Origin of the sequence: Paenibacillus silviterrae (assembly GCF_030167925.1) — a bacterium.
Taxonomy (GTDB): domain Bacteria; phylum Bacillota; class Bacilli; order Paenibacillales; family NBRC-103111; genus Paenibacillus_G; species Paenibacillus_G silviterrae.
On the sequence record NZ_JASKUT010000001.1, the window covers coordinates 2,328,105 to 2,354,474 of the forward strand.

28 protein-coding genes and 1 other RNA gene are annotated in these 26,370 nt (G+C 51.3%); 13 read left to right on the forward strand and 16 right to left on the reverse strand.

Features of this window, described 5'->3' with window-relative positions; genetic code table 11:
- Positions 1–119: 119 nt before the first annotated feature.
- The gene (mobB, locus tag QMO62_RS10415; RefSeq protein ID WP_284640908.1) at positions 120–623 is read right to left on the reverse strand and encodes a molybdopterin-guanine dinucleotide biosynthesis protein B; all 504 of its coding nucleotides are present in this window, start codon (positions 621–623) and stop codon (positions 120–122) included.
- Positions 620–1,927 carry a DNA polymerase IV gene (locus QMO62_RS10420; RefSeq protein WP_284640909.1) on the reverse strand — a complete coding sequence of 436 codons (1,308 nt, stop codon included), beginning with the start codon at positions 1,925–1,927 and terminating at the stop codon, positions 620–622. Before QMO62_RS10420 ends, mobB begins: the two co-directional genes overlap by 4 nt.
- Before the next feature lie 187 nt (positions 1,928–2,114).
- On the opposite strand from QMO62_RS10420, the gene cimA reads away from it, so the two are divergent.
- On the forward strand, positions 2,115–3,734 hold the full coding sequence (cimA, locus tag QMO62_RS10425; protein ID WP_284640910.1) for a citramalate synthase: 1,620 nt from the start codon (positions 2,115–2,117) through the stop codon (positions 3,732–3,734).
- Positions 3,735–3,794: 60 nt separating this feature from the next.
- Here the strand turns inward: cimA and QMO62_RS10430 are convergent, their stop codons facing one another.
- The gene (locus tag QMO62_RS10430; protein ID WP_284640911.1) at positions 3,795–4,337 is read right to left on the reverse strand and encodes a TlpA family protein disulfide reductase; all 543 of its coding nucleotides are present in this window, start codon (positions 4,335–4,337) and stop codon (positions 3,795–3,797) included.
- 161 nt (positions 4,338–4,498) lie between these two features.
- Here QMO62_RS10430 and QMO62_RS10435 point away from each other — a divergent pair, with 161 nt between their 5' ends.
- Together QMO62_RS10435 and QMO62_RS10440 are read left to right on the forward strand one after the other, a co-directional pair.
- On the forward strand, positions 4,499–5,818 hold the full coding sequence (locus QMO62_RS10435) for an MFS transporter (RefSeq protein ID WP_284640912.1): 1,320 nt from the start codon (positions 4,499–4,501) through the stop codon (positions 5,816–5,818).
- 24 nt (positions 5,819–5,842) lie between these two features.
- Complete coding sequence (locus QMO62_RS10440; RefSeq protein ID WP_284640913.1) at positions 5,843–6,316, forward strand: M67 family metallopeptidase; 474 nt, start codon at positions 5,843–5,845, stop codon at positions 6,314–6,316.
- A 38-nt stretch (positions 6,317–6,354) separates the two neighbouring features.
- On the opposite strand, the gene QMO62_RS10445 is transcribed toward QMO62_RS10440, so the two are convergent.
- From QMO62_RS10445 to QMO62_RS10455, 3 genes are read right to left on the reverse strand one after another with little or no spacing between them, the layout of a single operon-like run.
- Positions 6,355–7,089 (reverse strand): exonuclease domain-containing protein, encoded by a 735-nt coding sequence (locus QMO62_RS10445; protein WP_284644913.1) that lies wholly within the window; start codon positions 7,087–7,089, stop codon positions 6,355–6,357.
- 9 nt (positions 7,090–7,098) lie between these two features.
- Positions 7,099–8,175: a DUF294 nucleotidyltransferase-like domain-containing protein gene (locus QMO62_RS10450; RefSeq protein ID WP_284640914.1), complete on the reverse strand. Its 1,077-nt coding sequence runs from the start codon at positions 8,173–8,175 to the stop codon at positions 7,099–7,101.
- Between the two features lie 35 nt (positions 8,176–8,210).
- Positions 8,211–9,605, reverse strand: coding sequence for an ammonium transporter (locus QMO62_RS10455; RefSeq protein ID WP_284640915.1), 1,395 nt, complete (start codon positions 9,603–9,605; stop codon positions 8,211–8,213).
- A gap of 355 nt (positions 9,606–9,960) precedes the next feature.
- Between QMO62_RS10455 and QMO62_RS10460 the strand changes: the two genes are divergently transcribed.
- Positions 9,961–10,392, forward strand: coding sequence for a MerR family transcriptional regulator (locus QMO62_RS10460; RefSeq protein ID WP_284640916.1), 432 nt, complete (start codon positions 9,961–9,963; stop codon positions 10,390–10,392).
- A gap of 62 nt (positions 10,393–10,454) precedes the next feature.
- Positions 10,455–11,135, forward strand: a complete 681-nt coding sequence (locus QMO62_RS10465) for a zinc metallopeptidase (RefSeq protein ID WP_284640917.1) — start codon at positions 10,455–10,457, stop codon at positions 11,133–11,135.
- A 60-nt stretch (positions 11,136–11,195) separates the two neighbouring features.
- On the opposite strand, the gene QMO62_RS10470 is transcribed toward QMO62_RS10465, so the two are convergent.
- Entirely contained in the window at positions 11,196–13,013 is a 1,818-nt protein-coding gene (locus tag QMO62_RS10470; protein WP_284640918.1) for an ABC transporter substrate-binding protein, read from the reverse strand.
- A 131-nt stretch (positions 13,014–13,144) separates the two neighbouring features.
- On the opposite strand from QMO62_RS10470, the gene QMO62_RS10475 reads away from it, so the two are divergent.
- Complete coding sequence (locus QMO62_RS10475; RefSeq protein WP_284640919.1) at positions 13,145–13,294, forward strand: hypothetical protein; 150 nt, start codon at positions 13,145–13,147, stop codon at positions 13,292–13,294.
- On the opposite strand, the gene gltC is transcribed toward QMO62_RS10475, so the two are convergent.
- Positions 13,287–14,186, reverse strand: a complete 900-nt coding sequence (gene gltC, locus QMO62_RS10480) for a glutamate biosynthesis transcriptional regulator GltC (protein WP_284640920.1) — start codon at positions 14,184–14,186, stop codon at positions 13,287–13,289. The two genes, QMO62_RS10475 and gltC, sit on opposite strands and share 8 nt — an antisense overlap.
- A 105-nt stretch (positions 14,187–14,291) precedes the next feature.
- Between gltC and tpx the strand changes: the two genes are divergently transcribed.
- On the forward strand, positions 14,292–14,810 hold the full coding sequence (gene tpx / locus QMO62_RS10485) for a thiol peroxidase (RefSeq protein WP_284640921.1): 519 nt from the start codon (positions 14,292–14,294) through the stop codon (positions 14,808–14,810).
- Positions 14,811–14,904: 94 nt separating this feature from the next.
- Here tpx and QMO62_RS10490 read toward each other — a convergent pair whose 3' ends face one another.
- Positions 14,905–15,294, reverse strand: a complete 390-nt coding sequence (locus tag QMO62_RS10490) for a DUF1499 domain-containing protein (protein WP_284640922.1) — start codon at positions 15,292–15,294, stop codon at positions 14,905–14,907.
- 430 nt (positions 15,295–15,724) lie between these two features.
- Here QMO62_RS10490 and xylB point away from each other — a divergent pair, with 430 nt between their 5' ends.
- Positions 15,725–17,257 (forward strand): xylulokinase, encoded by a 1,533-nt coding sequence (gene xylB / locus QMO62_RS10495; protein ID WP_284640923.1) that lies wholly within the window; start codon positions 15,725–15,727, stop codon positions 17,255–17,257.
- Between the two features lie 74 nt (positions 17,258–17,331).
- Here the strand turns inward: xylB and QMO62_RS10500 are convergent, their stop codons facing one another.
- From QMO62_RS10500 to cshA, 4 genes are all read right to left on the reverse strand, one after another.
- Complete coding sequence (locus tag QMO62_RS10500) at positions 17,332–17,535, reverse strand: transaldolase family protein (protein WP_284640924.1); 204 nt, start codon at positions 17,533–17,535, stop codon at positions 17,332–17,334.
- A gap of 96 nt (positions 17,536–17,631) precedes the next feature.
- Positions 17,632–17,813: non-coding RNA, 6S RNA (gene ssrS, locus QMO62_RS10505), on the reverse strand.
- Positions 17,814–17,891: 78 nt separating this feature from the next.
- Positions 17,892–18,707, reverse strand: a complete 816-nt coding sequence (locus tag QMO62_RS10510; protein WP_284640925.1) for a YesL family protein — start codon at positions 18,705–18,707, stop codon at positions 17,892–17,894.
- A gap of 133 nt (positions 18,708–18,840) precedes the next feature.
- On the reverse strand, positions 18,841–20,424 hold the full coding sequence (gene cshA / locus QMO62_RS10515; protein ID WP_284640926.1) for a degradosome RNA helicase CshA: 1,584 nt from the start codon (positions 20,422–20,424) through the stop codon (positions 18,841–18,843).
- A gap of 290 nt (positions 20,425–20,714) precedes the next feature.
- On the opposite strand from cshA, the gene QMO62_RS10520 reads away from it, so the two are divergent.
- From QMO62_RS10520 to tatA, 5 genes are all read left to right on the forward strand, one after another.
- Positions 20,715–21,245 carry a DUF4178 domain-containing protein gene (locus tag QMO62_RS10520; RefSeq protein WP_284640927.1) on the forward strand — a complete coding sequence of 177 codons (531 nt, stop codon included), beginning with the start codon at positions 20,715–20,717 and terminating at the stop codon, positions 21,243–21,245.
- Positions 21,246–21,269: 24 nt separating this feature from the next.
- Positions 21,270–21,998: a DUF4247 domain-containing protein gene (locus QMO62_RS10525; RefSeq protein WP_284640928.1), complete on the forward strand. Its 729-nt coding sequence runs from the start codon at positions 21,270–21,272 to the stop codon at positions 21,996–21,998.
- A gap of 46 nt (positions 21,999–22,044) precedes the next feature.
- Positions 22,045–22,881, forward strand: a complete 837-nt coding sequence (locus tag QMO62_RS10530; RefSeq protein ID WP_284640929.1) for a YitT family protein — start codon at positions 22,045–22,047, stop codon at positions 22,879–22,881.
- 166 nt (positions 22,882–23,047) lie between these two features.
- Positions 23,048–23,242, forward strand: a complete 195-nt coding sequence (locus tag QMO62_RS10535; RefSeq protein WP_284644914.1) for a hypothetical protein — start codon at positions 23,048–23,050, stop codon at positions 23,240–23,242.
- A gap of 117 nt (positions 23,243–23,359) precedes the next feature.
- A complete protein-coding gene (tatA, locus tag QMO62_RS10540) occupies positions 23,360–23,593 on the forward strand; it encodes a twin-arginine translocase TatA/TatE family subunit (protein WP_284640930.1) in 234 nt (77 codons plus the stop codon).
- Between the two features lie 75 nt (positions 23,594–23,668).
- Here tatA and QMO62_RS10545 read toward each other — a convergent pair whose 3' ends face one another.
- The 3 genes from QMO62_RS10545 to QMO62_RS10555 form a co-directional block, all read right to left on the reverse strand.
- Positions 23,669–24,817: an MFS transporter gene (locus tag QMO62_RS10545; protein WP_284644915.1), complete on the reverse strand. Its 1,149-nt coding sequence runs from the start codon at positions 24,815–24,817 to the stop codon at positions 23,669–23,671.
- Positions 24,818–24,968: 151 nt separating this feature from the next.
- Positions 24,969–25,670, reverse strand: a complete 702-nt coding sequence (locus QMO62_RS10550) for a uracil-DNA glycosylase (RefSeq protein ID WP_284640931.1) — start codon at positions 25,668–25,670, stop codon at positions 24,969–24,971.
- Positions 25,671–25,764: 94 nt separating this feature from the next.
- Positions 25,765–26,298 carry an NADPH-dependent FMN reductase gene (locus QMO62_RS10555; protein WP_284640932.1) on the reverse strand — a complete coding sequence of 178 codons (534 nt, stop codon included), beginning with the start codon at positions 26,296–26,298 and terminating at the stop codon, positions 25,765–25,767.
- Positions 26,299–26,370: the final 72 nt, after the last annotated feature.

A 26,370-nucleotide genomic window follows, 5' to 3' on the forward strand; every position in this document is an offset into this window, starting at 1 on the left:
TTGTCTAACCTCATCCTAAAATATAATATAAAAGCTTCCAAAGTTCAAATAGAAAGTAGCTAAGCTATTGATAACCAATCGTTATAGGGCTGATTAGCAACACTTAATCCGCTGATCCGCTAGGTTTTCAGCTGCATTCTATTTTCAATAAATCTAGCGATGGCTGTAATGTCGTCAGGATGGAATACCGGAACCTCCGGTACCGTCTTGGCCTCCCCGGGGCAAGGCGTGACCCAAGCGATCGGATCCGGGCTCAGCTTCTGCACGATGCTTGCTTGTTCCGCATCCCTGAAAATCGCCAGCTTGGGATGGCCCTCCTGCTTGAAGCCTTCGACAAGGATCAGGTCCGCATGCTGCTCGGCATGCTCCAATACGTTATTCAGGCTAATGGCCGACTTTGTAAACGAAGCGACCCGATCCGGTGAAACAACAAACACCGCTGAAGCGCCAGAGGAAATAAATGCGGCCGAATCCGTTCCCGCGACTTCTTTATAATGCCCATGTGCATCATGCTTAATTACGGCCACCCTAAGACCATTTCGCTCGAAATGCTCCGCCAAACGAGTGATGAGTGTCGTCTTCCCGCTGCCGGAATAGCCTCCGAAGCCGATGACGGTTGTCATAGCTCTTCCTCCCAACCCTTGTCCTTTAAATGATCCATCTGCAGGGATGTGCCTCGCAGCCTTTTATTGCGGATGAGGGTCGATGGATCGTCTCCCAGCATCCCCGCCGTCAGAATGGCTCCCTCGCCGAATTTATCGCGGATGGCGTCCATCGCCTGGGTCAGCTTTTCCTTCACGGGCTCCTTCTCGTAATCGAATAAATCGAGCTGAAGCGCCGTCTCCTTCTTCGCCGATAAATTTTGCAGCGTCACTCCCAGCAAACGTACGGGCTTCCCATCGGGCCAATGCTGCTCGAACAGCTTACAAGCCGTATGGTAAAAATCCTCCCTGCTCTCAGACGGCTTAGGCAGCTTCACGGCGCGTGTGATCGTCTTCATGTCAGGATCGCGGATTGTAATCTGCACGGTATTCGCCATGAGCTCCTGCCTTCGGAGCCGCCGGCCGACCTGGTCGGCGAGATTGAGGAATACGCGGGCAATGTCCTCGCGCCGCGTATAATTCGTAGGCAATGTGGTCGTATGGCCGATCGATTTGCTCTGCTCCTGCTCCGGGTTAACCGGGGAATCATCCTCTCCGTTGGCAGCTCGTTTCAAAACAGGGCCCATGATCCCGAAGCGCTCCGACAGAAGCCGCTCGTCCGCTTGCGCCAGCTGACCCAATGTATGGATGTTCAGCCGCTTCAGCTTCTCGGCCGTCTTCCTGCCGATCCCGTACAGCTGCGCGCAAGGCAGCGGCCACAGCAGCACGGGGACGTCACGCTTTCTGAGCACCGTAAGCCCGTTCGGCTTCTTCATATCCGATGCCATCTTGGCCAGCAGCTTGTTCGGCGCGACGCCGATGGAGCACGGCAGCTGAAGCTCATTTCGAACGCGCGATTGAATCCGTTCCGCAATCTCGAGCGGCGTTCCAAACTGCTTGGAGCCCGTTATATCCATGTAGCACTCATCGATGGACATCGCTTCGATCATCGGTGTATATTCATAAGCTATTTGCATGAAGCGCTTGGAAAACCGCCGGTACAGCTCAAAATCGGGAGCAATAAGCACTAGCTCGGGGCAGAGCTTCAGCGCTTCCCTTACCTGCATACCCGTTTTTACCCCAACGGCTCTCGCGGCATAGGAACAGGTTACTATAATGCCTCTGCGCTGCTCCACACTGCCCGAAACGGCAATCGGCCTGCCGCGGTACTTATCCGGCTCCACGGCTTCATGCACCGAGCAGTAGAACGCATTCATATCCATGTGCAAGATCACTCTACCCTTGACAGGATAACTGCTCTCTACATCGGAGCCTTTCAAATGCATGTCACACCAGCACCTTACTATTGAGACTTTCCTTCCTCCTAAATCTAGTCTATACTTGGCCCCGTAAGGAAATCAAGGCAAACCGCCTCTTCTATTTTCGCGAAAAACATACCCTTTCATGTAAATATTGTGCTATAATTATAAATTATACTTAGCGCTTGCAATGGATACGTCAGGAGGAAGGTAGATGAAAAGCACGGTTAAAATCTTTGACACAACCTTGCGTGACGGCACACAAGGGGAAGGCATCAGCCTGTCCGTGGAAGATAAATTGAAAATCGCCTTGAAGCTGGATGCTTTAGGCGTTACTTATATTGAGGGCGGCTGGCCCGGAAGCAACAACAAGGACATTGAATTTTTCAACCGCGTGAAGGAATTGCCTTTAAAGCATGCGAAAATCACGGCTTTCGGCAGCACGCGCCGCAAGGACACACTCCCCGAAGACGATGTGAACTTGAACCGCATTCTCGAGGTCGGCGTTTCCGTTGCCACCATCTTCGGCAAGTCGTGGGATTTCCATGTACATAAGGCAATCCAAACGACCCTGGAAGAGAATCTTTCCATGATTTACGACTCCGTCAAATATTTGAAGAGCAAAGGCCTTGAGGTTATTTATGACGGAGAGCATTTCTTTGACGGCTACAAGAACAACCCGGACTATGCACTGCAGACGATTAAGAAAGCTGAAGAGGCCGGTGCGGACTGGATCGTGCTTTGCGATACGAACGGAGGATCCCTCCCTCACGAAGTGACGGAGATCGTTACCGTAGTGAAGCAGACGGTCAAAACCCCAATCGGCATTCACGCCCATAACGACTGCGAGCTCGGAGCAGCCAACAGTTTAGCTGCCGTAATGGCCGGCGCTACTCAGGTACAGGGAACGATCAATGGATACGGCGAGCGCTGCGGCAACGCCAATCTGTGCTCCGTTATCCCGAACCTTCAACTGAAGCTGAAATACGATGTCATTTCCGAGGAGCAGCTGGCAAGCCTCTCCAGCGTAGCCCGTTACGTTAGCGAGGTGGCCAACATGCACATGCCGGTAAACCAGCCTTTCGTCGGCGCTGCGGCATTCGCCCATAAGGGAGGCATTCATGTTTCCGCTATCCTGCGTCATTCCAGCACTTATGAGCATATCACTCCGGAGCTGGTCGGAAATAAGCAGCGCGTCTTGGTGTCGGAGCTGGCAGGGCAAAGCAACTTGGTCTTCAAGGCACAGGAGCTGGGGCTGGACTTCGATATCAACAATGCACAAACCAAGCAGCTGATCGAACAGATCAAGGACATGGAGCATCAAGGGTACCAATTCGAAGGCGCCGACGCCTCTCTTGAGCTGCTCATCCGCGATGCCTACGGCAAATTGGAAGAAGTCTTCACTCTCGAATCGTTCAAGATTATGGTTGGTAAATCCTCCCCTAATCAAGCGGTCGTATCGGAAGCCATCGTCAAGGTGAAGGTGCATGGCGAAACCATCTACAACGCTGCCGAAGGGAACGGTCCGGTCAACGCTTTGGACAACGCTCTACGCAAGTGCTTGATTCAGCATTACCCTGGAATTCAGGATATGTACTTATCCGATTACAAGGTGCGCGTCTTGGATGAAAAGGATACAACAGCTGCGAAGGTTCGCGTTCTAATCGAATCGACCGACCAGAAGTACACATGGAATACGGTTGGCGTTTCGGACAATATAATCGAGGCCAGCTGGTATGCGCTGGCGGACAGCATTCGATATGCTCTGATGGGGCAGCATCGAATCGAACAGCAGGAAGAAGCCCGAGAGCGACTCGGGCTGGTGAACCACTAAGAAATGGAAGCTCTGCTTGGCCATGGCCCAAGTGGAGCTTTTTTGCATGCCGCTTGAAGCCTATGCTCCGATTAAACGCTGAATTTTCTTTTCAAGCTCTTCCGGCGGGAGCACGTGAATAACTTCTACCAGATTGCCATTTTTATCAATAAGGAAGCTTGTCGGAACAAACATCAACCGATAATCGTCGGCCGCTTTTCCCTGCACATCGAACAGCACCGGAAACGTAAAGCCATATTGCTTTGCGAATTTTTTCGCGCTTTCCACCCGATCCCCTTTGGTCACATTCACCGCATACAGATCGATCCGATCGCTATATTTGGCGTACATCTGCTGCAAACTCGGCGCTTCTTCATGACACGGCCCGCACCAGGAAGCCCAGAAGTTAACCACCAGGGGCTTATCGCGCCGTCCTCCTACATGAAATTCCTTTCCTTGTGAATCCTTTAATACAAAGCTTGGTACGGGTCTCGCAATCGCGATTTCCGGCGGCTTCTTCGCCGCGGCCATCTGCACTTGCCCGCTATCCTGCTTTACAGTCTGAAGGATGGCCATGGTTGCCAGAAAAACGGCAATCAACATCAAGGGTATTGTCTTTTTCATAAGCTCCTCCCGCCGATGTTCGTTTTACCCTCAGTATCCCCGACTTTTGCCCAAAGCTTTCACGGCACATCCCAAAACTCGGAAAGAATGACAGCATTCCCACATGGGTACATTATCACTGACCTGAACTACATCCAAGCTGTAGAGGAGAAGAGATCGGCATGGAAAAAACAAAAGCAAAACGGCTAATCATCGGTTTCGACCGCTCAGATGATGAAGAAGAAGTATCCCCTCCTTCGAAAACCAAGAAGCAAGGGGAGTCTAAGAAAAAGGGCGAATCCAAAGGGCGGATCTGGGAGTTTATCGCCATCGCGACGGTACCTTTGGTCCTTGTGCTGGGGAACTCGATGCTCGTGCCGATTTTGCCCGAGATGCAGGAACGGCTCGGCATCAGCCAATTTCAAAGCAGCCTCGTGATTACGCTATTTTCCGTTACTGCGGGGCTCGTCATTCCCGTTGCCGGCTACTTATCGGACCGGTTCTCGCGCAAGGCTATCATCATTCCTTCGCTCATCATTTATGGCGCAGCGGGAGTATTAGCAGGCTTCGGCGCCGTCTGGAATTCGTATACAGTCATTATTATCGCGAGAGCGATACAGGGCTTCGGCGCTGCCGGGACAGCCCCCATAGCTATGGCCCTGGCCGGCGACTTGTATAAGGGAGCAACGGAAAGTAAGGCGGTCGGCCTTACGGAAGCATCCAATGGAACGGGTAAGGTCATCAGTCCGATCCTCGGTTCCTTGTTTGCTTTAATTGTATGGTACGCGCCGTTCTTCGCTTTCCCCGTGTTCTGTCTCATTTCCATCCTGGCGGTAATATTTTTACTGAAGGAGCCGAAGCGCGAGAAGGCTCCGCCGAAGCTTAAAGAGTATATTCATACGATTGGAAATACGATGAAGGAAAAGGGCCGCTGGCTGATCACCTCCTTTTTCGCCGGGTCTCTTGCCTTGTTTATTTTGTTCGGTGTGCTATTCTACTTGTCCGATATTCTGGAGGCCCCTCCCTTTAACATCGATGGCGTCAAAAAAGGCTTTGTTCTCGCGATTCCATTGCTCGGCATGGTCATCACATCCTACACAACCGGGTCTCTTATCAAGAAGAACGGTACGCTGATGCGCTGGCTGATGAATATCGGGATGCTCTTAATGTCCGTATCGCTCGGTCTTTGTATTTTCATCAATCGCGATAATCTGTATTTGTTTATCGGGCTGCTTACCTTAAGCAGTATCGGAACCGGATTGTTGCTCCCTTGCTTAAATACCATGATCACCGGATCCGTCAAGAAAGATCAGCGCGGAATCATCACCTCGTTATACAGCAGCTTACGGTTTCTTGGGGTGGCGTTCGGACCTCCGCTGTTCGGCTGGATGATGGAGATCTCCGATCGAATCGTGTTCATTACGGTTACGGTTCTGGCTGTCATCACCTTGGGACTTGTTTTCTTCCTGATCCGGCCGAAAGGCAAGTTGGAGGAAGCCTAGTCAAAGCGTTCCGGCTATTGTATAGTGGATATATACAGTGTTTTCGGGACAGGTGAACGAATGGCGATTGGCGAAAAATGGGGCATTTGCCCCGGAGTCATCAACGGGATTTTGACTTATTGCATACAGCAAAAGCCGCATGAAGCATGCGGCTTTGTTTTTGGTACGAAGCGGGAGGCTTCGGACATCCAGTATAAGATTCACGAATTCATGCCCGTTACCAACTGTGCCCAAACCCCTGAGACACACTTCGTTATGGCGCCCGCTCAGGTGATAGCGGCACTGTCAGAGCAAAGGGACGACCGATTGCTTCTAGGCATCGTCCATTCGCATCCTAGTGGACCCCCAATCCCTTCCGCTATGGATCTCAGCACGCCCTGGTATACCTTGCCCAGCCACTGGATTATTTCTCTCCAAGAGACCGGTACTCCCTCGATGCGGGGATACCGCTACACATCCGGAGGCCAATATGAAGAACTGGATTATATTGTGAATTAAAACAAAAAAACACCTCCAAAGTAATTGCTTGGGGTGTTCTAGTGATGGCTTAAGCGGGCGTACAGATCGCCCAAGGTTGCAATATTTTTCTCTCTGATTTCCTTTAGGAAGCAGCCCCAGAGCTTGGCAGTCATCCGGGAATCCTCCAATGCATGATGACGCTTGAAAATTTCAATACCATACATATTCAGTAAAGTATCCAGATCGTAGCTTGGAAGCTTGGGATGAAGCCACTTGGCAACCATCATGGTATCCAGCAATCGATGGGATAGGCTCGTTTTGGATGTGCGCCATAATGCGGAATTCAAAAAGTGCTTATCGTGTCCGGAGCCGTGGGCGACCAACACCTTTTTTTGAACAAACTCCAGAAAGCCGCGCAGTGCCTGCAACAGATCCGGAGCATCCATGGCCATTTCGTTCGTTATCCCCGTCAACGCTTCAATCTCTCGCGGTATGGCCCGCTTCGGATTCACCAGACTATAGAAGGCTTCCCCTTCCAGAATGGTGTCTCCCTCTACGGCTACAGCCCCGAAGGATATAATTTCATCGCCGTTATACGGCGAAAAACCGGTGGTCTCCAGATCGAAAACCACCAGTTCTACCGTATCCAATGAAATGTCGTAAAGAGAATTACGCCGCTGCTCCTTCATAACGGAACGAATGAATGCCATTTGCTGAGCACTTTGCACATCAAACATGGATGTTATGGCAGGAGTGATCCCTCCCATTTTATACAAATGCCACATTCTCCCTGCAGGCCTCATGTCCTTCACTTCGCTCACCTAACCTTTGTCTATCTCATTATGAACGCTTTTTTTGACATACTTTTGCAGCTCCGCTCCGATGCGAAGACACAGCTTCAAAGCAGCTACTCTCTCCTTGGTCAGCTGCTCTGACGTCAGCTTGCCGCGTGTCGTATAATGACCGTCCTCCACCTGATACGGTGTCAGCGATCTCAGCTGGAGTGCGATCGACCAAGCCTCCAGCCAGTCTTGGCCGATCTCCTCTTCAACGAAGCCGCTCGCCATCAATCCCTTGATCCGCTCCTCCGTGCCCGAAGCCCGCAGACCCGCTTCGATACCGAGCAGCCGGATCCCGTTCACAATGGGAATGTAAGCACCATACTTGATATCCACTCCGCCGGCATCTTCCCCGTAACGCTCTTTAATCAGCTGCCCGAATAAACCAAGCGACACCTTGTGATGCAGCGTGTTGTGCAGCATATGCTCAAGCAAGGCAGGCTTACCGGCAACCTCACGATAAAGATCATCCAGCACGCTATATCCCAGCATCGGCTCCCCGTACAGCGTTCGCATATCGGCGCCGATCAGCAAATACCGGATATTCTCCCAATGAGGCTCCTCCAGCCATTCGCGAAACATAGCCCGATAGCCGCTAAGGGGTTTTCGCCATTTATCGTTCGTGCATATGACTCCTCCGCTGCAGGGAGGGTAGCCTACCTGCTCCAGGCCTTCCGAAATCCGAATCGACAGCTCGGTAAAATATTGCTCAGCCTCGAAAGCTTGAGCTTCATCAACAGGATCATCGTAAATGAGCCCGTTGTCTTGATCGCTCCATAAGGTTTGCTCCCCGCGGCCGCCGCTGCCAAAGAGCAGGAAAGCATAAGGCAGAGGAGCCGGCTTGCCTTCCTCTTTCATCTGAGCTTCCGCGAGGATGACTACACGCCCAATGATCAAATCGTGAACTTCGTTTAACAGCCGGTTCCAGGATAGCGGAGACATAGAGAGGAGATGCCGCTGAAACTCCTCATGCAACCGGTCGCGCTCTATCCTCAGCTCCCCTATGTCGGATGCCTCGGACAGCAGAAGGCGAATGGGTTCTAATGAGAGACGTTCCATAGCGGCATCCCCTTTTGCATAAAATGTCGTTCCTGTTATATCGAGTGCGTCGCGTTACCTTGAGCCGCTTTTTTCATTTGCTCCGGATATCCGTAAGTACCGTGCTCGGACAAGTCGAGACCGATAATTTCCTCTTCTTCCGTTACGCGAAGACCCATCGTTACTTTGAGAATATACAGGATAATGAAGGAAGCGACAACAACGAAGGCGAAGCAGGACACAATACCGAGCGCTTGCACGCCAAGCTGGTGAAGTCCGCCGCCGTAGAACAAGCCCGGCTTACCTACGCCTACCTTTTCAACGAGCTCCGGAGAAGCGAACAAACCGTTGGCAAGTGTTCCCCAGATCCCTGCAATACCGTGTACGGAGAAAGCGAAGATCGGATCGTCGATTCCTGCTTTTTCAAACCATTGTGCTGTAAAGAAGGTAAGAATACCTGCAACGGCACCGATGATGATAGCATCTCTAACGGAAACGAAAGCGCAAGAAGCTGTAATGGCTACCAAGGCTGCCAATACACCGTTCAGCATGCTTGGGATATCCGCTTTGCCGAAATAAATCCATGCGATGATGATCGCTGCAATACCGCCTGCTGCAGCAGCCATATTCGTTGTCATTGCGATGTAACCGAAGAAGCCGTCACCCATGGCGCTCAGTGTGGAGCCCGGGTTGAAGCCGAACCAGCCGATCCAAAGAATGATCACGCCGAGAACGGATAATACTTGGTTATGGCCTGGGATCAGGTTCGGGGTCTTATCTTTATTGTATTTCCCGATACGAGGCTTCAGCATAATGGTAGCAACGAGAGCTGCAGTAGCACCGGTTAAGTGAACTACGGTAGAGCCTGCGAAGTCCTGCTTGCCGTGGCCTGCGAGCCAGCCGCCGCCCCAGATCCAGTGAGCAACGACAGGGTAAATCAGTACTGTAAACAAAATTCCGAAGATAAAGTAGATGGACAGCTTAGCCCGTTCGGCAAAGCCGCCGAAGCAAATGGCAAGGGAGACTCCGGCAAAGGCCAGCTGGAACAAGAACTTGATCCCGATCGGAACGTCGGAAGCGGATAAGGCGCCGTAGGCTGCGGCGGCTTGCTCTTCCGTACCGTTTACAAAAAATCCGGTCATCCCCACAAAACTGTTCCCATCACCGAAAGCCAATCCGAAGCCGATGGCCCAGAAGGCGATGGCACAAATACCGAAGGTAAATACGGTCTTACCGGCAACGTGCCCGGCATTCTTCATTCTAGTCGATCCTGCTTCCAATAGGGCGAAGCCAGCTTGCATGAAGATAACCAGGATGGCTGCCAGCATGACCCACACGGCGTCAACAGCTCCTTGAAGCTGAGTAACGGTGGGACCCTCTTCCGCAGCGAATGCCATGCTGGGAGCCAGCAGGGACAAGAGGCCGGTTGACATGAGCAATTTCTTAAACATGTGACCACTTCCTTCTTTAATGTTAGTTTATATAACATGTTTTGAAAATCTTATTGTCATTATATACATGCAAAGTACATTTGACAATAGGTTTTTCGCTAAAATATATTGAAAAACGAAAAATAACCTAACATAAAACAGACATAATTCGGCTTTTTCGTGACTTTGTCATTGGTTTTCAACTATTTAACTGATCAAATCTAACATCAAACTGTTTTTTATTTCCGTTTAAGACAATGTCATGAACCTGCCTTATTTTTCTGAAGTATAACGTTTGACTGTATGGTTTCAATTCGATATCATGATACTAAAGAATGTATCTTGTACATAAAATGAGGTGGAAGACCATGGGGATATGAAGCTATACAGAATCGGTGAGCTGGCACGCTTATCGGCGGTCAGCCCCAGAACGATCGACTATTATACGAAGCTCGGACTCATAGAACCGGAGAAGCGTTCCGACACGAATTATCGACTATATAATGATGAAACCTTGAAACGGCTGAAACGTATTGAACAGATGAAAAGGGATAAATTTACCCTTGAGGAGATCAGGCTGAACATTCGGCAGTTGGACAAAGTAAGTCACGACGAGATTGTGACAGATAAGCTGACATCATTGTCCCACCTCCTTCAGCAGCTTGAGAAGGAAGCGAAGGAAATCGGACCGCTCTTGGAGAAGCTTAAGCCCTCGCAGCTTAAGAATCTGAATAAGATGCTGACCCGTCCGACTGCAGCTTGTATTGAAGCACTGCTTCTTCTGATCGGGAAAGGCCCCCTTTCGTAACCGACGAGCTTCTTTATTAGGAAGCTTTTCTTACTTCAATACAATAAAAGGAGTGTAGAGCAATGTTATTCACACCGTGGACCATCCTGATTTTGGCCGCCTTCGGACTTAGCATGTGGGCCAGCTTCCGCGTTCGCGGAACGTTCAACAAGTTTTCCGACGTACCTGTAGAATCAGGTCTCACCGGCTACGAAGTAGCCCGCCGCATGCTCGATGAGAACGGGCTTTACGATGTGCCTGTAGAAGCAGTGCCCGGCGCCCTGACAGACCATTACGACCCTATCGCCAGAGCGGTTCGCCTGTCTGAGCCCGTCTATTATGAAAGATCGATTTCCGCCGTATCGGTTGCGGCCCATGAGGTGGGCCACGCCATTCAGCACAAGGTCAGCTATCCGATGCTGGTCGCCAGACACAAGATGTTTCCTATCGTGAATTTCTCGTCGGGAATCGCTCCATTTCTTCTGCTCGGAGGCTTCCTGTTTAAGTTCTCCGGCTTGATTCTGCTGGGTATCATCTTGTTCAGTGCGGCCGTCGCCTTCCAGCTGATCACGCTGCCTGTTGAATTCAACGCTTCGTCCCGTGCACGCGACAACATGGTTGCAGCAGGCTTCATCCGCAACAGCGAGGAGAGCGGGGTTTCCAAGGTGCTGAATGCAGCTGCACTTACGTATGTTGCTGCGGCGCTGATCTCCGTGCTCCAGCTCTTAGAATATATCTGGATCTTCAATCGATCCGACGATTAAGAACAACACCAAAAAGCCGTCCAGCCCTTATCATGAGGCCGGACGGCTTTTTCCATTTCATTAGCTCTCGAAAGAAGGCTCAAACCATAAATCCCGAAAGTGCACCCAGCCAAGCGAGTTGAGCGATATATTTTTTAACGAGGGATGTAGAACGGTCCTTTGGCTTGTATGAAACAGGAACAATATATAGGACTGATCCGTTATCATCTGCTGTACCTTGCGCAGGTAGTCTTTTCTCGTTAAGGAGGAACCCTCTTGGTACAGCCTGTCGATCAACCATTCGATTTGCTGCTGCACGTCCTTACCCAGATAAGGTCTGACACAGCTGTTATCCGCCAAGAAGATCTCGATAATGGACAGCTCGGGATCATGGTCCATCACATTGCAAGACATGCTTACATGAGCCTCGCTAAGGAGCCTCGCCCGCTCCTCATGCTCGTAAGGAATCAGCTGCAGATCCGCCTGAATGCCCAGCTCACCCCATTGCCGCAGGATTTCCTCCGCTATCTCTTGGAAGGATGGCGATATAGCTAAAAGCAGCCTCTCACCTTGATAACCGCTCTCCTCCATGCACTTCCTTGCATACACCGGATCATATTGCTCATCCGTATCACTTCTTTCACCCAATTGATCATAGAACCAGCGAGCGATGGCGGCCGTTCCTTCCATCCCCCTCATTGATTCAATCAGCGCGCGCCGGTCCAATCCGTGCAGACAAGCTTTACGGAAGCCCAGCCGCTGGTGGCAACCTTCCCGCCTCAAATTAAAGGTAAGAAACGTACAATCGCGGCCGATCGTCTCCACCACATTCCAGCCGCTTGGGACCTCGCTTGCGGATTTGCCGACGTGATAGCGCATCTGGTAAGATACCGGCTCCAGATGACTTGCCTTTCGCTCCAGCTCCGGTGTGAACCATACCTCAATCCGATCCAGATGCGCTCTCTTGTCATAATACCTCGTAAACGCCTCCAGAACGATCATATTCTCGTCGTGCTGAACGACCTTGAAAGGCCCGGTTCCTATCGGTTGGCGGCGAAAGACATCTCCCAGCTCCGTTACCGCATCCTCAGGAACGATGGAAGCCCGATCGAGGCTTAAATGATGGAGAAACAACGGATTAGCCCGCCGAAGACGAAAGAGCACCGTATATTTATCGAAGGCGACGATCTCTTCCACTCCTTCGAAGAGCCAACGGAAGGGTGAGTTCCCTTCCTCGCCGCGCAAGCGCTGAATGGTAAAGCGGACATCATGAGCGGTCAGCTCCTTGCCATGGTGAAAATAAACCCCTTTGCGGAGATAGAAGGTCCATTCCGTGTTAAGCGAATTGCTGTTCCAGTAATGCGCCAAGCCCGGCTCAATGGTGTCCGTCTCATTGTTATAGTTCACCAGCGTATCAAAAACTTGCCTGGCCATTTGGCATTCGATGACAAAGGTCAAATGCGCAGGGTCCAAGCACGGAATCGGCTTGCAATAAGGCAGCCGAAGCGTATCCAGCGTCTGTTCGTTGCGCACCTCCGGCCGATAGCCGAACATCGTATCCAGCCAATAGGCGAACTGCTCCTTCACATAGGGCAGATGCGCCTGCTCCTCCAAATAGGCGAAGGCCTGTTGAATGACACCTTTTTTCACATAGGCTTGGGCTGTTTGCAGGGCTACGGTTTCGGCCTTTATCAAAAAAGTCAGCTTGGACCGGTGCCCTCTCCCTCTTCCGGGCTCCCAGCGAATCCAGCCTTCCTGTTCCATACGCCTGAGCACCAAATTGACATTCCTGGCCGAGCATTGAAAAATGTCTGTGAGCTCCGGCAGGGTGATCTCAAAGGACTCTTCCTCTGCCACGACCGTATATTGCTTGCGAAGCTTTAAATAGTAATCATCCACCTTCTAACCCTCCATTCCCCAAAAGATGAAGATTTAAAATAAATGCTACAATTTTCTTTCACCTTTAGCAAGCTATAATGAAATTAAACATAGAAAATATGAATTCGGATGTATGAAGGAGGCGCTTCGCCATGCTGTCACCGTTACAATTGGAAATGGAAATGCTACAAAATTCGAGAGAATATGAAGGGCGCAATAAAAAAAGCGGAACCCCCAGTTTACAGGCTCCGCTTGTCTCATGGTTTACTATCGCTATCAGCACCGGGCTATCGATTATGTAAGCTTACGATCCCGGAAAAAATCGAGCAGAAACCGTCGAAACACTTCGGCGACGAGGGGAATCCGTTCCCTTGTCCGCTGAATCAGCCCCACGCTTCGCGTCACCTGAGGCTCGATAACACGAACCTTCGCCGGCTGCAGCTGGCTGATTTCCGTTAACGCCATCTCAGGCAACAGACTAACCCCCATCCCGGCGGCGACCAAGCCGCGAATCGTATCCGTCTCCTCCCCCTCAAACCCGATCTGCGGCACGAATCCAGCCTTAGCGCACGCCTCAAACACAATGGAGCGCAAGGAGTATTCCTCGCTAAACATAACGAAGGAATCATCCTTCAGCTGCTCTAAGCGAATCGATTGATGCTGGGACAGCACATGACTCTGCGGCAAAATGGCATAAAGCTCCTCCTGCAACAGCAGCTCCCCGCTTACGTGCTCATGCTTCTCGGGAAAAGGTGAAATGAAGGCAAGGTCGATTTCGCCTTTCATTACATCGCGGATCAAGCTGTTATAGGTGCCTTGACGGAGCCGAAACTTTACATTCGGATGATCCTTGCGGAACTCGGCGACGACGGTCGGCAGTAAATAGATGCCAAGGCTATGAGGAAACCCGATACGAATCTCTCCGGCCTCAGGGTTCAGGAATTCATGGATTTCGCTTTTCGCCCGCTCCAGATCGGCCAGAATCGATTCCACCCGGTCGAGAAACAGTCTGCCGACCGAGGTTAATTGCAGGTTTCGCCCCTTCTGTATGAACAGCTGAACCCCCAGCTCCTCCTCCAGCTGGTGGATTTGGCGGCTTACGGCCGACTGCGCCACGTGAAGCTCCTCTGCCGCTTGCGTGACGTGCTGTTTTCTGGCCACCTTCACAAAATATTGAAGCTGTCTTAATTCCAAGTAAATCTTCCTCTCAAATTGGACAAGTTCCTTGCGTTAAGTTTATAATAAGTAACGGTGAAATACCAATCATTCTCAGGTACTTATAAGGAGGCCAACGTAACTATGGCACAAGAGCGTACAGGCGTAGCAACGCTGAAAGGCAATCCGATCACTCTCGTCGGACCGGAACTCAAAGTCGGCGACAAGGCTCCCGACTTCAAAGTGAACAAAAACTTGCTTGAAACAGCTTCCCTGGCTGACTATGCAGGAAAAGTGAAGCTGATCAGCGTAGTACCTTCCTTGGATACAGGCGTGTGCGATGCCCAAACTCGCCGTTTCAACGAAGAAGCAGCAAAGCTCGGCGATAATGTTGTTGTCCTGACGATCAGCGTGGATCTTCCTTTCGCGCAATCCCGCTGGTGCGGTGCCGCAGGCATTGATAAAGTCGTTACTTTGTCCGATTACAAAGAGCATTCCTTCGGTACGGCATACGGCGTGCTGATTAAAGAACTGGCTCTCGATATGAGATCCATCTTCGTAATCGACGCTAACGATACCATTCAATATGTAGAGTACCTAAGCGAAATGACCGAGCATCCGAACTACGAAGCAGCGATTGAAGCTGTGAAGAAGCTCGTTTAATATCGGCAGCGCATGCTTTGCGCAATCGAACATTTCTGCACAAAAAAACAGCCGGAAGCCTCGACTTCCGTGCTGTTTTTTCGTTTCAGACAGGTTAATCATTGATTTTATATGCAGCAAGCTTCTTGTCGATGTGCTTGTAGATGTCGAGAATCGTCCGATAATTGGAGCCCAGATCACCTAATGAGCCGCGCGATGCGGAATAAATATCAACCGCCGTCTTCAGAGGGTTGATGCCAAATAGGGTCAGCGTAATATCCTGTGTCCTGCCTGTGATCGTTCTCTTCTCGACCACGATCTCCCCTACGCTTCTCACTTCATGAAGAAGCTTGTACCCATTAAGCTTCTTGAACATGTTGATGATTTCATCCCATGCCTGATCCATCGAAATTTTATAATAGCGGGTTTTGAGCGCCGGATCCTTCGCTTTCTCTCCGGTAGTTTCATGACTGCGAATCAGTCCGATCAAGGTACGCTTCAGCAAAGCTTTCCCTCCTATTTAGTTTGCATGCTCCCCCTGAAAGTAACAAAAAGTTGAGGTAAGCACACCCATTGAAGTAATTGTTTCTAGTACGTCATGCCTATCCGGTAACACTATCTTTTATCATATCACTGATTTCATGTAAGAGAAAGAGGTAATGGAGAAGTAAGCCAACGATTTTCAATGGTTTTTTCATTAATTAGAGTATATCGAACAAAGCATAAGGCTATGCCAACGATTTTCATTCATATCGATAAGGGGATCCCTTCGTTACATCCTTCCTTTTAAAGAAAAGCAGTGCTTGTTCATGGTAAAAAATAAATTTGTGTCTGCTCTGGGGAGAAGCAGGATTTTCATCGTTCACTGCGAATAGTATAAACTAACATTTGTTTATTCATTAAACAAAGTAAGTATCCTTCGTGGGGTGACCGATATGTCTTATTTTTTGGGGATTGATTTAGGGACTTCTGCCGTCAAGTGCATTCTCGTGGATGAGCAAGGTGCCGTTAAGGGCAGTCACAGCGTAGAATACCCGCTGCTGCAGCCGCAGCCGGGCTGGGCGGAGCAGCAGCCGGAGGACTGGTGGAACGGAAGCAGCACTTGTATCCGCGAGCTTCTGGAGAAGTGTCAAGTCCGCGGTGAAGAGGTAGCCGGCATCGGACTTTCCGGGCAAATGCACGGCTCCGTCTTCCTCGATGCCGAGCTGAACGTGGTCCGCCCTGCCTTACTCTGGTGCGACCAACGGACAGCGGAAGAGTGTGAGTGGATTGAGCAAGTCGTTGGGAAGGAAGAACTAGGACGACTGACAGGCAATAAGGCGCTGACCGGCTTTACGGCGCCGAAGGCTGTGTGGCTGCGGAATCACGAGCCGGAAAACTACCGGCGGACAGCGCATTTGATGCTGCCGAAGGATTATGTCCGCCTGCAGCTGACCGGAGCCTTCGGCATGGATATGGCCGACGCCAGCGGCACGCTGCTGCTGGATGTAGCGAACCGCCGCTGGTCTTCCGAGGTGCTGGAGCGGCTGGCCCTTCCTGCGGAATGGCTCCCGCCGCTCTTCGAAAGCAACGAGGTGGCCGGCCACGTGCTTCCGGCCGCAGCGGCGTTGACCGGGCTGGCGGCCGGAACGCCGGTCGTAGCCGGTGGCGGCGACCAAGCCTGCGGTGCGGTCGGCGTTGGTGTTGTGCGCGAGGGGATCGCGTCCGTCGCGCTCGGCACCTCCGGTGTCGTCTTCGTACATGACGACACCTATCAAGCAGACGAGGAATGCCGTCTGCACTCGTTCTGCCACGGCGTGCCGGGCAAATGGCACCGCATGGGCGTAATGCTGGCCGCCGGGGGTTCCTTCCAGTGGTGGAAGAACCACTTTGCCTACGAAGAGCTGGAGCAGGCCAAGGCGGAAGGCCGGGATGTTTACGAGTATTTAACAGCATTGGCTGAAACGGCGCCGTTAGGGAGTGAAGGCTTGCTGTTCGTTCCCTATCTTACGGGAGAACGGACACCGTATCCGGACCCGAAGGCCCGCGGCGGCTTTATCGGCCTCAACCTGCGCCATACGAAAGCGCATTTGACCCGTGCCGTGCTGGAGGGCATCACCTTCGGGCTGCGGGATTCCATGGAGCTTGTGAAACAATCCGGCATTGAGATTAAGGAGCTTCGCGTTAATGGCGGAGGTGCCAGAAGCCTGTTCTGGCGCCAAATGATCGCCGATATTTTCGGCTATCCTGTCGTCACGGTCAACTCCACAGACGGCCCGGCCTATGGTGCGGCAGTGATGGCAGCCTCCGGTGTTCTTCAGCGGGACATCTCCTCCCTCTGCGAGGCATGGATCCAGGTGGTTGACCGCGTTGAGCCGAATGACGCCAATCGTCAGCGCTATGAGGCTTACTACCGTATTTACAGGACGCTGTATCCGACTCTGAAGGATACGTTCCATCAGCTCAGCGACCTGGTGAACGAAGGCTAAGCATTCCATAGCAAAAACCCGAGCTCCTACATCAGGGGCTCGGGTTATTTATTTATTTAGAATCAGAGGAAAGATTATGTACCTTGAAGATTTGACTGATCTCCTTCGAGCCCGCTCTTGCCGCCAGAAGCGCCTGAGGCGACCTGAAGATCAGAGATTACGTTCGTCTTGATTCCGAGCTCTATGAGGCGCTTCGTGGCCTTTAAACCGTCCGTAGACATCGGCACCTTGCCAACGATGCCTTCACCCAGCTCAGCCAGCTTACGTCCCTGCTCCACCATCTCATCGGCATTCAGCTGATGACTTCCTGACTGATGGGCATATTACCCGCTATCGAGCCAATTTTCCTTCACCGTTGCAAAAAAAATCGCACAAAAAAACCCGCGAATGCCGTCCGGTCTAGTGTTTCAAACCCGCTCTCGCAGGTGGGTGTCCGCAGAACCGAATTTGAAGTCCCTTTTCGAGGGCAGGTCAGCAACGGTTCGATGTAGGTCTCCCTAGAAACAGTCATTGGTTCAAAACAACTTTAAGACCGTTACGTACATCGCAGGATTTTGTTGTATCCCTATTATAGGGTGTTCCGGGTTGAAAGTAAACCTCCGAGTCCGCATCAGTTGCTGGGATTCACGGCAATTTACGGTTTATCGGTATTAGTATGATCCGCAGGATTGATTTTATTCTCCGACGACGAAACGGCTTCCGCCGGTTCCTCGAGCTCCTTCTCTGAAGCTGCTTCCGCTTCCTTGTCCGCCAGCTGCTGCTGCTTCTCCTGCAGCTTGCCGAAGATCAGGTTAAAGTGCCAGAAGGAAACTACCGCTACCAAGCTGCCCATAAAAAATGGGATCAGGAAGGTAAACTGCGTAAAGCTGAAATACATGATGACGCCGTTCAGCACAAGCATGGAAATCGAACGAACCGGATTGCCGATCGTAATCAGCAGCGCATTCTTGATGATCTGCCAGATCTTCATGTGAAGATGGGACAATATCGAAAAGAAATGGAATACCGAAATGAACAAGAGCCCCGTAAGCGATATCACGAGAAAGCGCAGAACGCCGAAAGCACCCGCTTGTGTACCGTAAAACTTAAAGTTCGTATACAGAATGACTCCGAGCAGAACATAGATCAAACCGCCAAGCATAGCCTGCACATAGTTTTCCTTGTAGCCGCGAAAGAAGGTTTTGAACAGCGGTGCATCTTCCTCGCCCGTCAGCCATTTGCGAGCGACGGTAAACATCGCAGCTGTGGAAGGAAACAGAAAGAAAGGGGCGACGATGGCCATTAATAGAAACGTTTGCAAAATTTGTTCCGTCGTCTGGGCTTGCAGCAAAATCAGCCCCAGCAGGAAGAACGGAATACCGCAGATAATCCATAAGACGTTAATGACCGAGAGACGCATAATCCACTCGGATATTCGGTAAAACCCGCCCATTATGCCTCGAAATTCCAATATGATGCCCTCCTTCAGGTATATGGTCTATTATAGCGTATTTTGCCGCTCCAAGGTAGCCGAGCCTCCAGAAACCTTCAAAGAAAAGAAAAAAGGCGAGGCTCTAAACCGCAGCCTCGCCTTTCCGTCTTTCTTATACCAAGGTTTCTTCGTTCGAACGGTTGCTGGACGGACGGGAATATCCGCCGCTGCGCTCTCCGCGGCCTTCCGAACGGCCGCCGCCGCGATAATCACGATCACGGTAGCCGCCGCCGTCACGACGACCGCCGCGATCTCCCCCGCGATCGCCACGGTAGCCGCCGCCGCCGCCGTAGCCGCCGCGAGCGCCGCCTGCCGTGCCGTAAGGACCCGATGGTTTTCTGCCCGCGCTGCGCACGTCCGGTCTTCTCTTCTTGGCACGCAACGGATCCTCCGGAGTCAGCTCGATCTCGATTTCCTTCTTGTCCCCTGTGAGCAGCTTCAAAGCAGCCGCCAGCAAATGAACGGAATCATGGGACTCGAGCAAGGAAATCGCAAGACCTTTATACTCGTTATGCTCATCGTTCTGAAGCACATCCAGAACTCGCTCCGCCGTCATTTTTTGCTTGCCCTCGATCGCCTCGGCTAAAGTCGGCACCGGCTTCCGCTTGATCTTGTGACGAGTCACCTTCTCGATAAAGTACAGGTGGTCGATCTCGCGCGGTGTGACGAAAGTATAGGCTGCGCCTTCCTTCCCTGCACGGCCCGTACGGCCGATACGGTGAACATAGCTTTCCGGATCCTGAGGGAGGTCAAAGTTAATAACGTGTGTTACGCCCGATACGTCCAAACCGCGGGCAGCTACGTCCGTAGCTACGAGCACATCGATACTGCCGTCGCGGAATTTGCGCATAACGTTATCACGCTGATTCTGGGACAGGTCGCCGTGAAGACCTTCCGCCGTATAACCGCGCTTCTGAAGAGCCTCCGACAGCTCATCCACGCGGCGTTTCGTACGTCCGAAGATGATCGCCAGCTCAGGTGCTTCCATATCGATCAGGCGGCACAGCGCTTCGAACTTCTGGCGCTCATGAAGCTCGATGTACGATTGATCGATCAGCGGAGCGCTAACCTGCTTAGGAATAACGGATACATGCTCCGGATTACGCAGGAACTGGTCAGCCAGCTTTCGAATGTTGGCAGGCATCGTAGCGGAGAACAGCATCGTTTGGCGCTCTTCCGGCACCAGCTTCAGGATCGATTGAATATCGTCCATGAAGCCCATGTCCAGCATTTCGTCCGCTTCGTCAAGGATAACGGTCTGAACGTCATCCAGCTTGATCGTCTTGCGGTTGATATGGTCGAGCAAGCGCCCTGGAGTACCGATAATGATCTGCGGCTTCTTGCGAAGCGCGCGGATCTGCTTAACGATATCTTGACCGCCGTAGATCGCAAGGGAGCGAATTCCCTTGAAGCGGCCCAGCTTCTCGATTTCGTCGGCAACCTGAATGGCCAGCTCGCGTGTTGGACACATGATGAGTGCTACGATACGATCTTCTTTCACGTCAATCTTGTTTACAAGCGGAATACCGAAGGCAGCCGTCTTACCGGTACCTGTTTGCGCTTGTCCGATGAGGTCGCGGCCTTCCATCGATACCGGGATCGCTTTTTCCTGAATCGGCGTGGATTCTTCAAAGCCCATCTCCGTGATGGCACGCAATACCTTCGGCTCTAAACCAAATTCACTAAATGTTTTCAAATGATTTCATTCTCCTTTTAGAGGGGGTCTCTTTTATATATACCCTTAAGCGCGACTCCTATCGTACTTCATTCTTATCTCCACATGAACCGCTCATCCGCACAGACTTAAGCGAAACTGTCAAAGCCGTACTTAAGAATATCTTCCGTATTATAACATATACCCAAGACATAATCCAACAAGCGCCAATTCAATTCGAAACGCAAGAGGGTCATCTTCGTAGTATAATGTATGTTGAAGGATCGCTGTACTAGCGAAAATCACGGAAGCCACGCAAAGGAGCGTTCTAAATGTCGATATGGAAACGAGTCAGTTCCCTAATCAAAAGCAATCAGCAGGAGCCGCCTGCCCGGCAAAGTAACCCGATCGAAGAATCCCGGGTCGGTGACATCGTCCGTGTAGACCTCGAGGAATACGTTGTATCCGGGAAAGGGATATATTTCGATCGCGGCTTCGAGCCGCACCGCTTTATCTATTATATTCAAAACGGCAAACAAATTTCATGCTTGCTGATTGAAAAAGGTCGAACGTATGACAGTTTTTTATGCGAATTCGTCGAAGGGTCCTTAGATGATCCGAACGACGTCCCTACCCAGCTGGATTTGGGTGACGGCAGCTTGTTCGAGCTGGAGCATTACCGCAAGGACATGATCCGTACGGAAGGACGCACCGACTTTCGTTCAAACGACGAAGTAATGATCTGGAGATACTTCGGCAGCGGGGACCGTTATTTTTTCCTGCAATGGCAGGACGGCAAATATGTCGCTATGCTGGGTCAGCGTACGCCCGCATCTCAGATTCAGTTTATGAAGGGAACTTAAATTGCCTATAAGGAGGAGCTCTAGGTGAAGCACGGATACCGTCTGATAGCCTTGCTGCTGGTGATTGCGCTGCTCACCGCCTGCGGCAATACAGGTAACTATATTAAAGAGCACTATTCATTAATTGATGTTCAGGGTCAAGGGAAAAGCACGGCCAAGGTTTATCTTGCCGAAGGAACCGATGTTGTCACCGTAGCCGGCACGCTGGCCGAGCAGGAAAAGCCTAAGGAAATCAGCAAGGAAAGCACCGAGCAAATGTTCCTTGTGTATGACAGCAAAATCATTCATTTGCAAAAGGACCCGAATCAGCAGGAGAATACGTTAATTGAAGTCGATTCGGTTGAATATGCCAAGGAAAATTACGATTCCTCCTTCCTTCAGGGCTACTTGACGGCCGCTCTCATCCAATCGGTTTTCGGAAGCGATTGGTCCGGGAAGCACAGCGGCGGCAAGTACGACTACCGAGGCTACACTTCCACCAAAAGGTACCAGGATTACGGCAAGTATCAATCCGTGCCTTATCCTTCGGGAAGCTCCGGCAGCTCTTCCGGCTCGAAGAGTCCTGCTGCCGCGCCGGCGACAACCGAACGAAAAGGCAGCTTCTCTTCCACGCCTTCCGGAAGCAAGACACCAAGCCAAAGCACCGGACAGGTGAGACGAAGCGACGGCTCCACACCAACCTACAAAGCACCTTCGTCGAGCGCCAGCAAGCCCAGCACAAGCAAGCGAACAGGATCTTTTAAGAAAAAATGATTGGAAGCTAGGGGAACGCTTCATACTAAGGATGGAGGTGTTTCCCTTGCTTCGTTTATTACAATCATCCCTAGGTCCTCTCCTCGTGGTGGCGCTGGGGTCCGCATGCATCGCCGCAAGCTTTAACTGGTTTCTCATTCCCCATCAAATGCTCAGCGGCGGCTTGTCCGGCATCTCGATGCTCGTCGGTTATTTAACGGGCTGGAATATTGCCCTTCTGTTTCTGATCGGCAACCTTCCCATTCTGTTATGGGGACTTCGCACGATCGGGCGCCGTTTTATCCTGCTCAGTGTTGTTTCCGTAGCTCTCACCACTTGGTTTATGGAGCTGCTGCCCCAAACCCCGCTGGTCAAGGACCTGCTGATCGCAGCCGTCACCGGCGGCGTCTTCATTGGCGTCGGCACAGGCATCTCCATGCGTGCGGGCGGCTCCACCGGCGGGTTTGACATTATCGGCTCGATCCTTACCAGAAAGCGGGACTTCTCTCTCGGCACCTTCCTGACCGGGTTAAACGGGATCGTCATCATTGCTCTGGGTTATTACAAGCAGAATTGGGATCTGGCCCTGTATTCCATGCTCTCGATATTTATTACCGGGAAAATGATCGATACGATTCATATTCGACATATGAAGGTTACGGTGTTCATCGTCACTCGCAAGAAGGATCTACTGATGCAAAAAATGAAAAAGATCCAGAGGGGGGTTACGGTGATCCAAACGGAAGGCGGCTATACCAAGCAGCCTCAGCATATGCTGATGACGGTAACGACACGCTACGAGCTGCTTGAGCTGCAGCGCGTCGTCCGGCAATGGGATCCTCAAGCCTTCGTCAATATTGTCGAAACCGTTGGGGTCATGGGGCTATTCCGTCGAAGCTCCTAACCAATATTTAATAATCGCAGCCCCTACATAGTTTCGGATTTTATGTTATAATGTAAGAAGCTTCACCGGCACTACATGTCTCATCCTCTGCTGCTCGGCTTTACCTGTGTCACTTCCGTAAGAGGCTCCTGATCTATCAACACCAGATGATGATATGGGAAGGGTGATGCTTGTGGAAACCGTTAAGTTGTCAATCATTGTGATGAAATTAACGCCGGAGTTGTACCCATTTCTTAAACGCTCGGAATTGGAATCCGAGATCGTGCTTCGCCACGGTCTAGAGGCTTTAGAGGCCGAGGATGCCATGGAAATCATTCAATACAGCATTTCGGAACATCAGAAGGACGCCTATCTTCACTGAAGGTAGGCGTTTTTCTTCCTATTTTCGAAATTGTAAATGTTTCGTAAAAAATCATTAGCAGGCTTGGCTCGGTTAATGGTATGATAGAGATAAGTATTGTTACCGGAGGTGTACCCCATGAGTGGATTATTATCCCCAATGCATATCGTACTGATCGTCGTTGTGGCGCTGCTGTTGTTCGGACCCAGCAAGCTTCCCGAGCTCGGACGCGGCTTCGGCAGAATGTTTCGTGAATTTAAGGATGCAACCGCAGGCAATAGCTCTACGATAGAAGACAAGGAAACAAAGAAGGAGCTCACCTCTTCGAATGAAGCTCCCCCAACTATGCAGAATACGAACCAGCCGAAATAAACGTTTTCGCAGCAAACATGAAGCCCTCCATTTTCCGGTCAGGATGATGGAGGGCTTTTGGGTATGGAAAGGGCTCTAGACTCTTCTCCAGTTTCGCAGATGCGTGAACAGCAGCAGAACAGCGGCGACTGCCGTTAAGACAGCTCCGAAGAAATACATATCCTCCCCGCCCCAGTTATCTTTAATGAGGCCGCCGACGTAACCGCCGGTAATGCCCGCAACGCCGAGAAATACGGCAGACAGCATGGCTTGCCCTGTAGAGCGAAGCTCCTCCGGCACCATCCGGTCCACGTAATGCACGGCAACCAGCCAAAATACGGCAAAGGTGATCATATGCGTAGCCTGCAGGAACATCAAAGCAAAAGGATCCGTAATGTATCCGTACAGCACCCATCGAACGGTGTATAACACGGAAACAATAAACAGCAAGGCCAGCTCATTGAACTTATGCATATAGCGGCCTAACAAGGCGAAGGTAGGGATTTCGCTTACCGCCGCAAGCGCCCATGCAAGCCCTGCCATCGTGTCCGTGCCGCCGCGGTCTTGTAAATAAAGCACGAACAAGCCGTCATTCATTCGGTGCGGAATCATGATCAGGAGGACGAGCAGCAGAAACCATAAGAACGATTTGTTCTTCAATACGCCGGCCAGCTGCCGGAAATCGATGGATTGTCCCGGCCCCTTCTCGTCTTTGAGGAGAAAAACAAGCAAAATCGGAAGCAGCCAAATGGACCAATACACATAAGGCATGCTCCCTAAGCCTCCGAATAAGCCCAGCAGCCAACCCGACAGCACGGCCGTTGACGAGAAGCCGATGGAGCCCCATAGCCTTATGGAGCCGTAGCTTTTCCTTGCCTGCAGCGCGGACTTGATCGTCAGGCTGTCCAATAACGGAACGGATGAGAGCATGAAAAAGTACAGCAGCAAAGTAAATGTCAACGCATACGGATACCCCGTTGTAAAGAACATGCCGACGCTGGACAAGATGGTAAGTGCCCACAGCAGAAAAATAATTTTCTTGAGGGAGTTATACCTGTCGCTCATATATCCCCAAAACGGCTGGGCAAAAATCGCTACGAACGGTCCAATCGTCATGAGGATACCGATTTGTGCTGATGTAAAGCCTTGATTGAGAAAATAAATCGGCAGGAACGGAAGAAGCACCGCCGTTGTTGCATAATATGAAAAATTCAAACCCCTTAGTGTCCATAGCTGCTTGGCCATACCGGACACTTCGGCTGCAGAAGGCTCTGAGGCTGATGCTTCTTTCTCGGGTGTACTCACAGGTCTCGCACCACTTTCCTAATGGATCGCACCGGCTGCCCGGGGATATTTATCTCGTTGTAACACTATACCTCGATACAGAATCGAAAGATCAAGCAGATCCGATCCTGGCGGCATGGAGACTCGGCAGCTGCCACTCAATCTTGTCTCGTCCCATGCGCTCCAGCAAGGCGTTTGCTTGCGAATAAGGCTTGCTCCCGAAGAAGCCGCGATGTGCGGAAAGCGGACTTGGGTGGACCGATTTCAGCACATGATGGCGGCCTGAGGTGATCAGACCCAGCTTGCTTTGCGCATGGCTCCCCCACAGAATAAAGATGACCGGCTGTTCCCGTTCGTTCAGCAGTGAAATGATCCGGTCGGTGAACGTTTCCCAGCCTTTGCCCTTGTGGGAGGCAGCCTGACCTTCCCGAACGGTCAATACCGTATTCAGCAGCAGAACCCCCTGCTGGGCCCATGGCACAAGGCAGCCGTTATCCGGCATGGTGCAGCCGAGGTCGTCCCGCAGCTCCTTTAGCATGTTCTGCAGGGAGGGAGGCAGAGGGATGCCCGGCTGAACGGAGAAGCTGAGTCCATGTGCCTGGCCTGGGCCGTGGTAAGGATCCTGACCAAGGATCACGACCTTCGTGTCCGCATAGCTTGTGTACCGAAGCGCATTAAAAATATCATGCATGGACGGATAGATCGTTTGCTGCGAATACTCCTTCTTCAAAAACTCCCGAAGCTCCAAGTAATAAGGCATTTGAAACTCTTCCTGCAACAGGGCCGACCAATCATTTCCCAAATCCACACCCATCGTAAGCTCACTCCGATAACTTTTAATGTGCACAAAAAAAATGCCCTTCAAGGCATGCCGCCCGGCAGACATTCTTTTTGTCGTTATTATACACTTAATGTCGAACCGTTTGTACTAGCTTTACAAAATAAGTGATTGTTTTTTCAACCCGAGCTTTTGTTTTCTCATCCGCCGGTTCACCGTTGTCATTGAAGGCACGCTGCTCGCCGCCAATCGAGATCCATTCGGGGCAATTGATCCCGTGAACATTCCGTACAATGGTCTGCAGCTGCTGAAGCGAGCTGACGCCGACCGCTCCTCCCGCAGAGCTGACCGAAAGCACGGCCTTACCGTCAAAATAATCGAAGCCGACATGATCGAGCGCGTTCTTCAGAACGCCGGACATGCTCCCGTGATACTCGGGCGTTGCAAGAACAATGCCATCGGCGCGAAGCAGCGCTTCCTTCATCTCCAGCAGGTTGGCGTCGGACGATTCCGTATCCGGTGAATAAAAGGGGATCGGCTTCTCGTACAAATCAAACACCCGGGCCGTAGCTCCCTTTTCTTTCAGCTGCGATGCAATATAATGGGAAAGCAAAGTGCTTGTTGCCGCTTTCCGGTTGCTTCCCGCCAATATGATAATATTCATAAGTCCCTCTCCTTTGCTCTCCGTCAACTTGACATACATTTTAGTATTATAAGTATGAGTAAGTCAATCCAA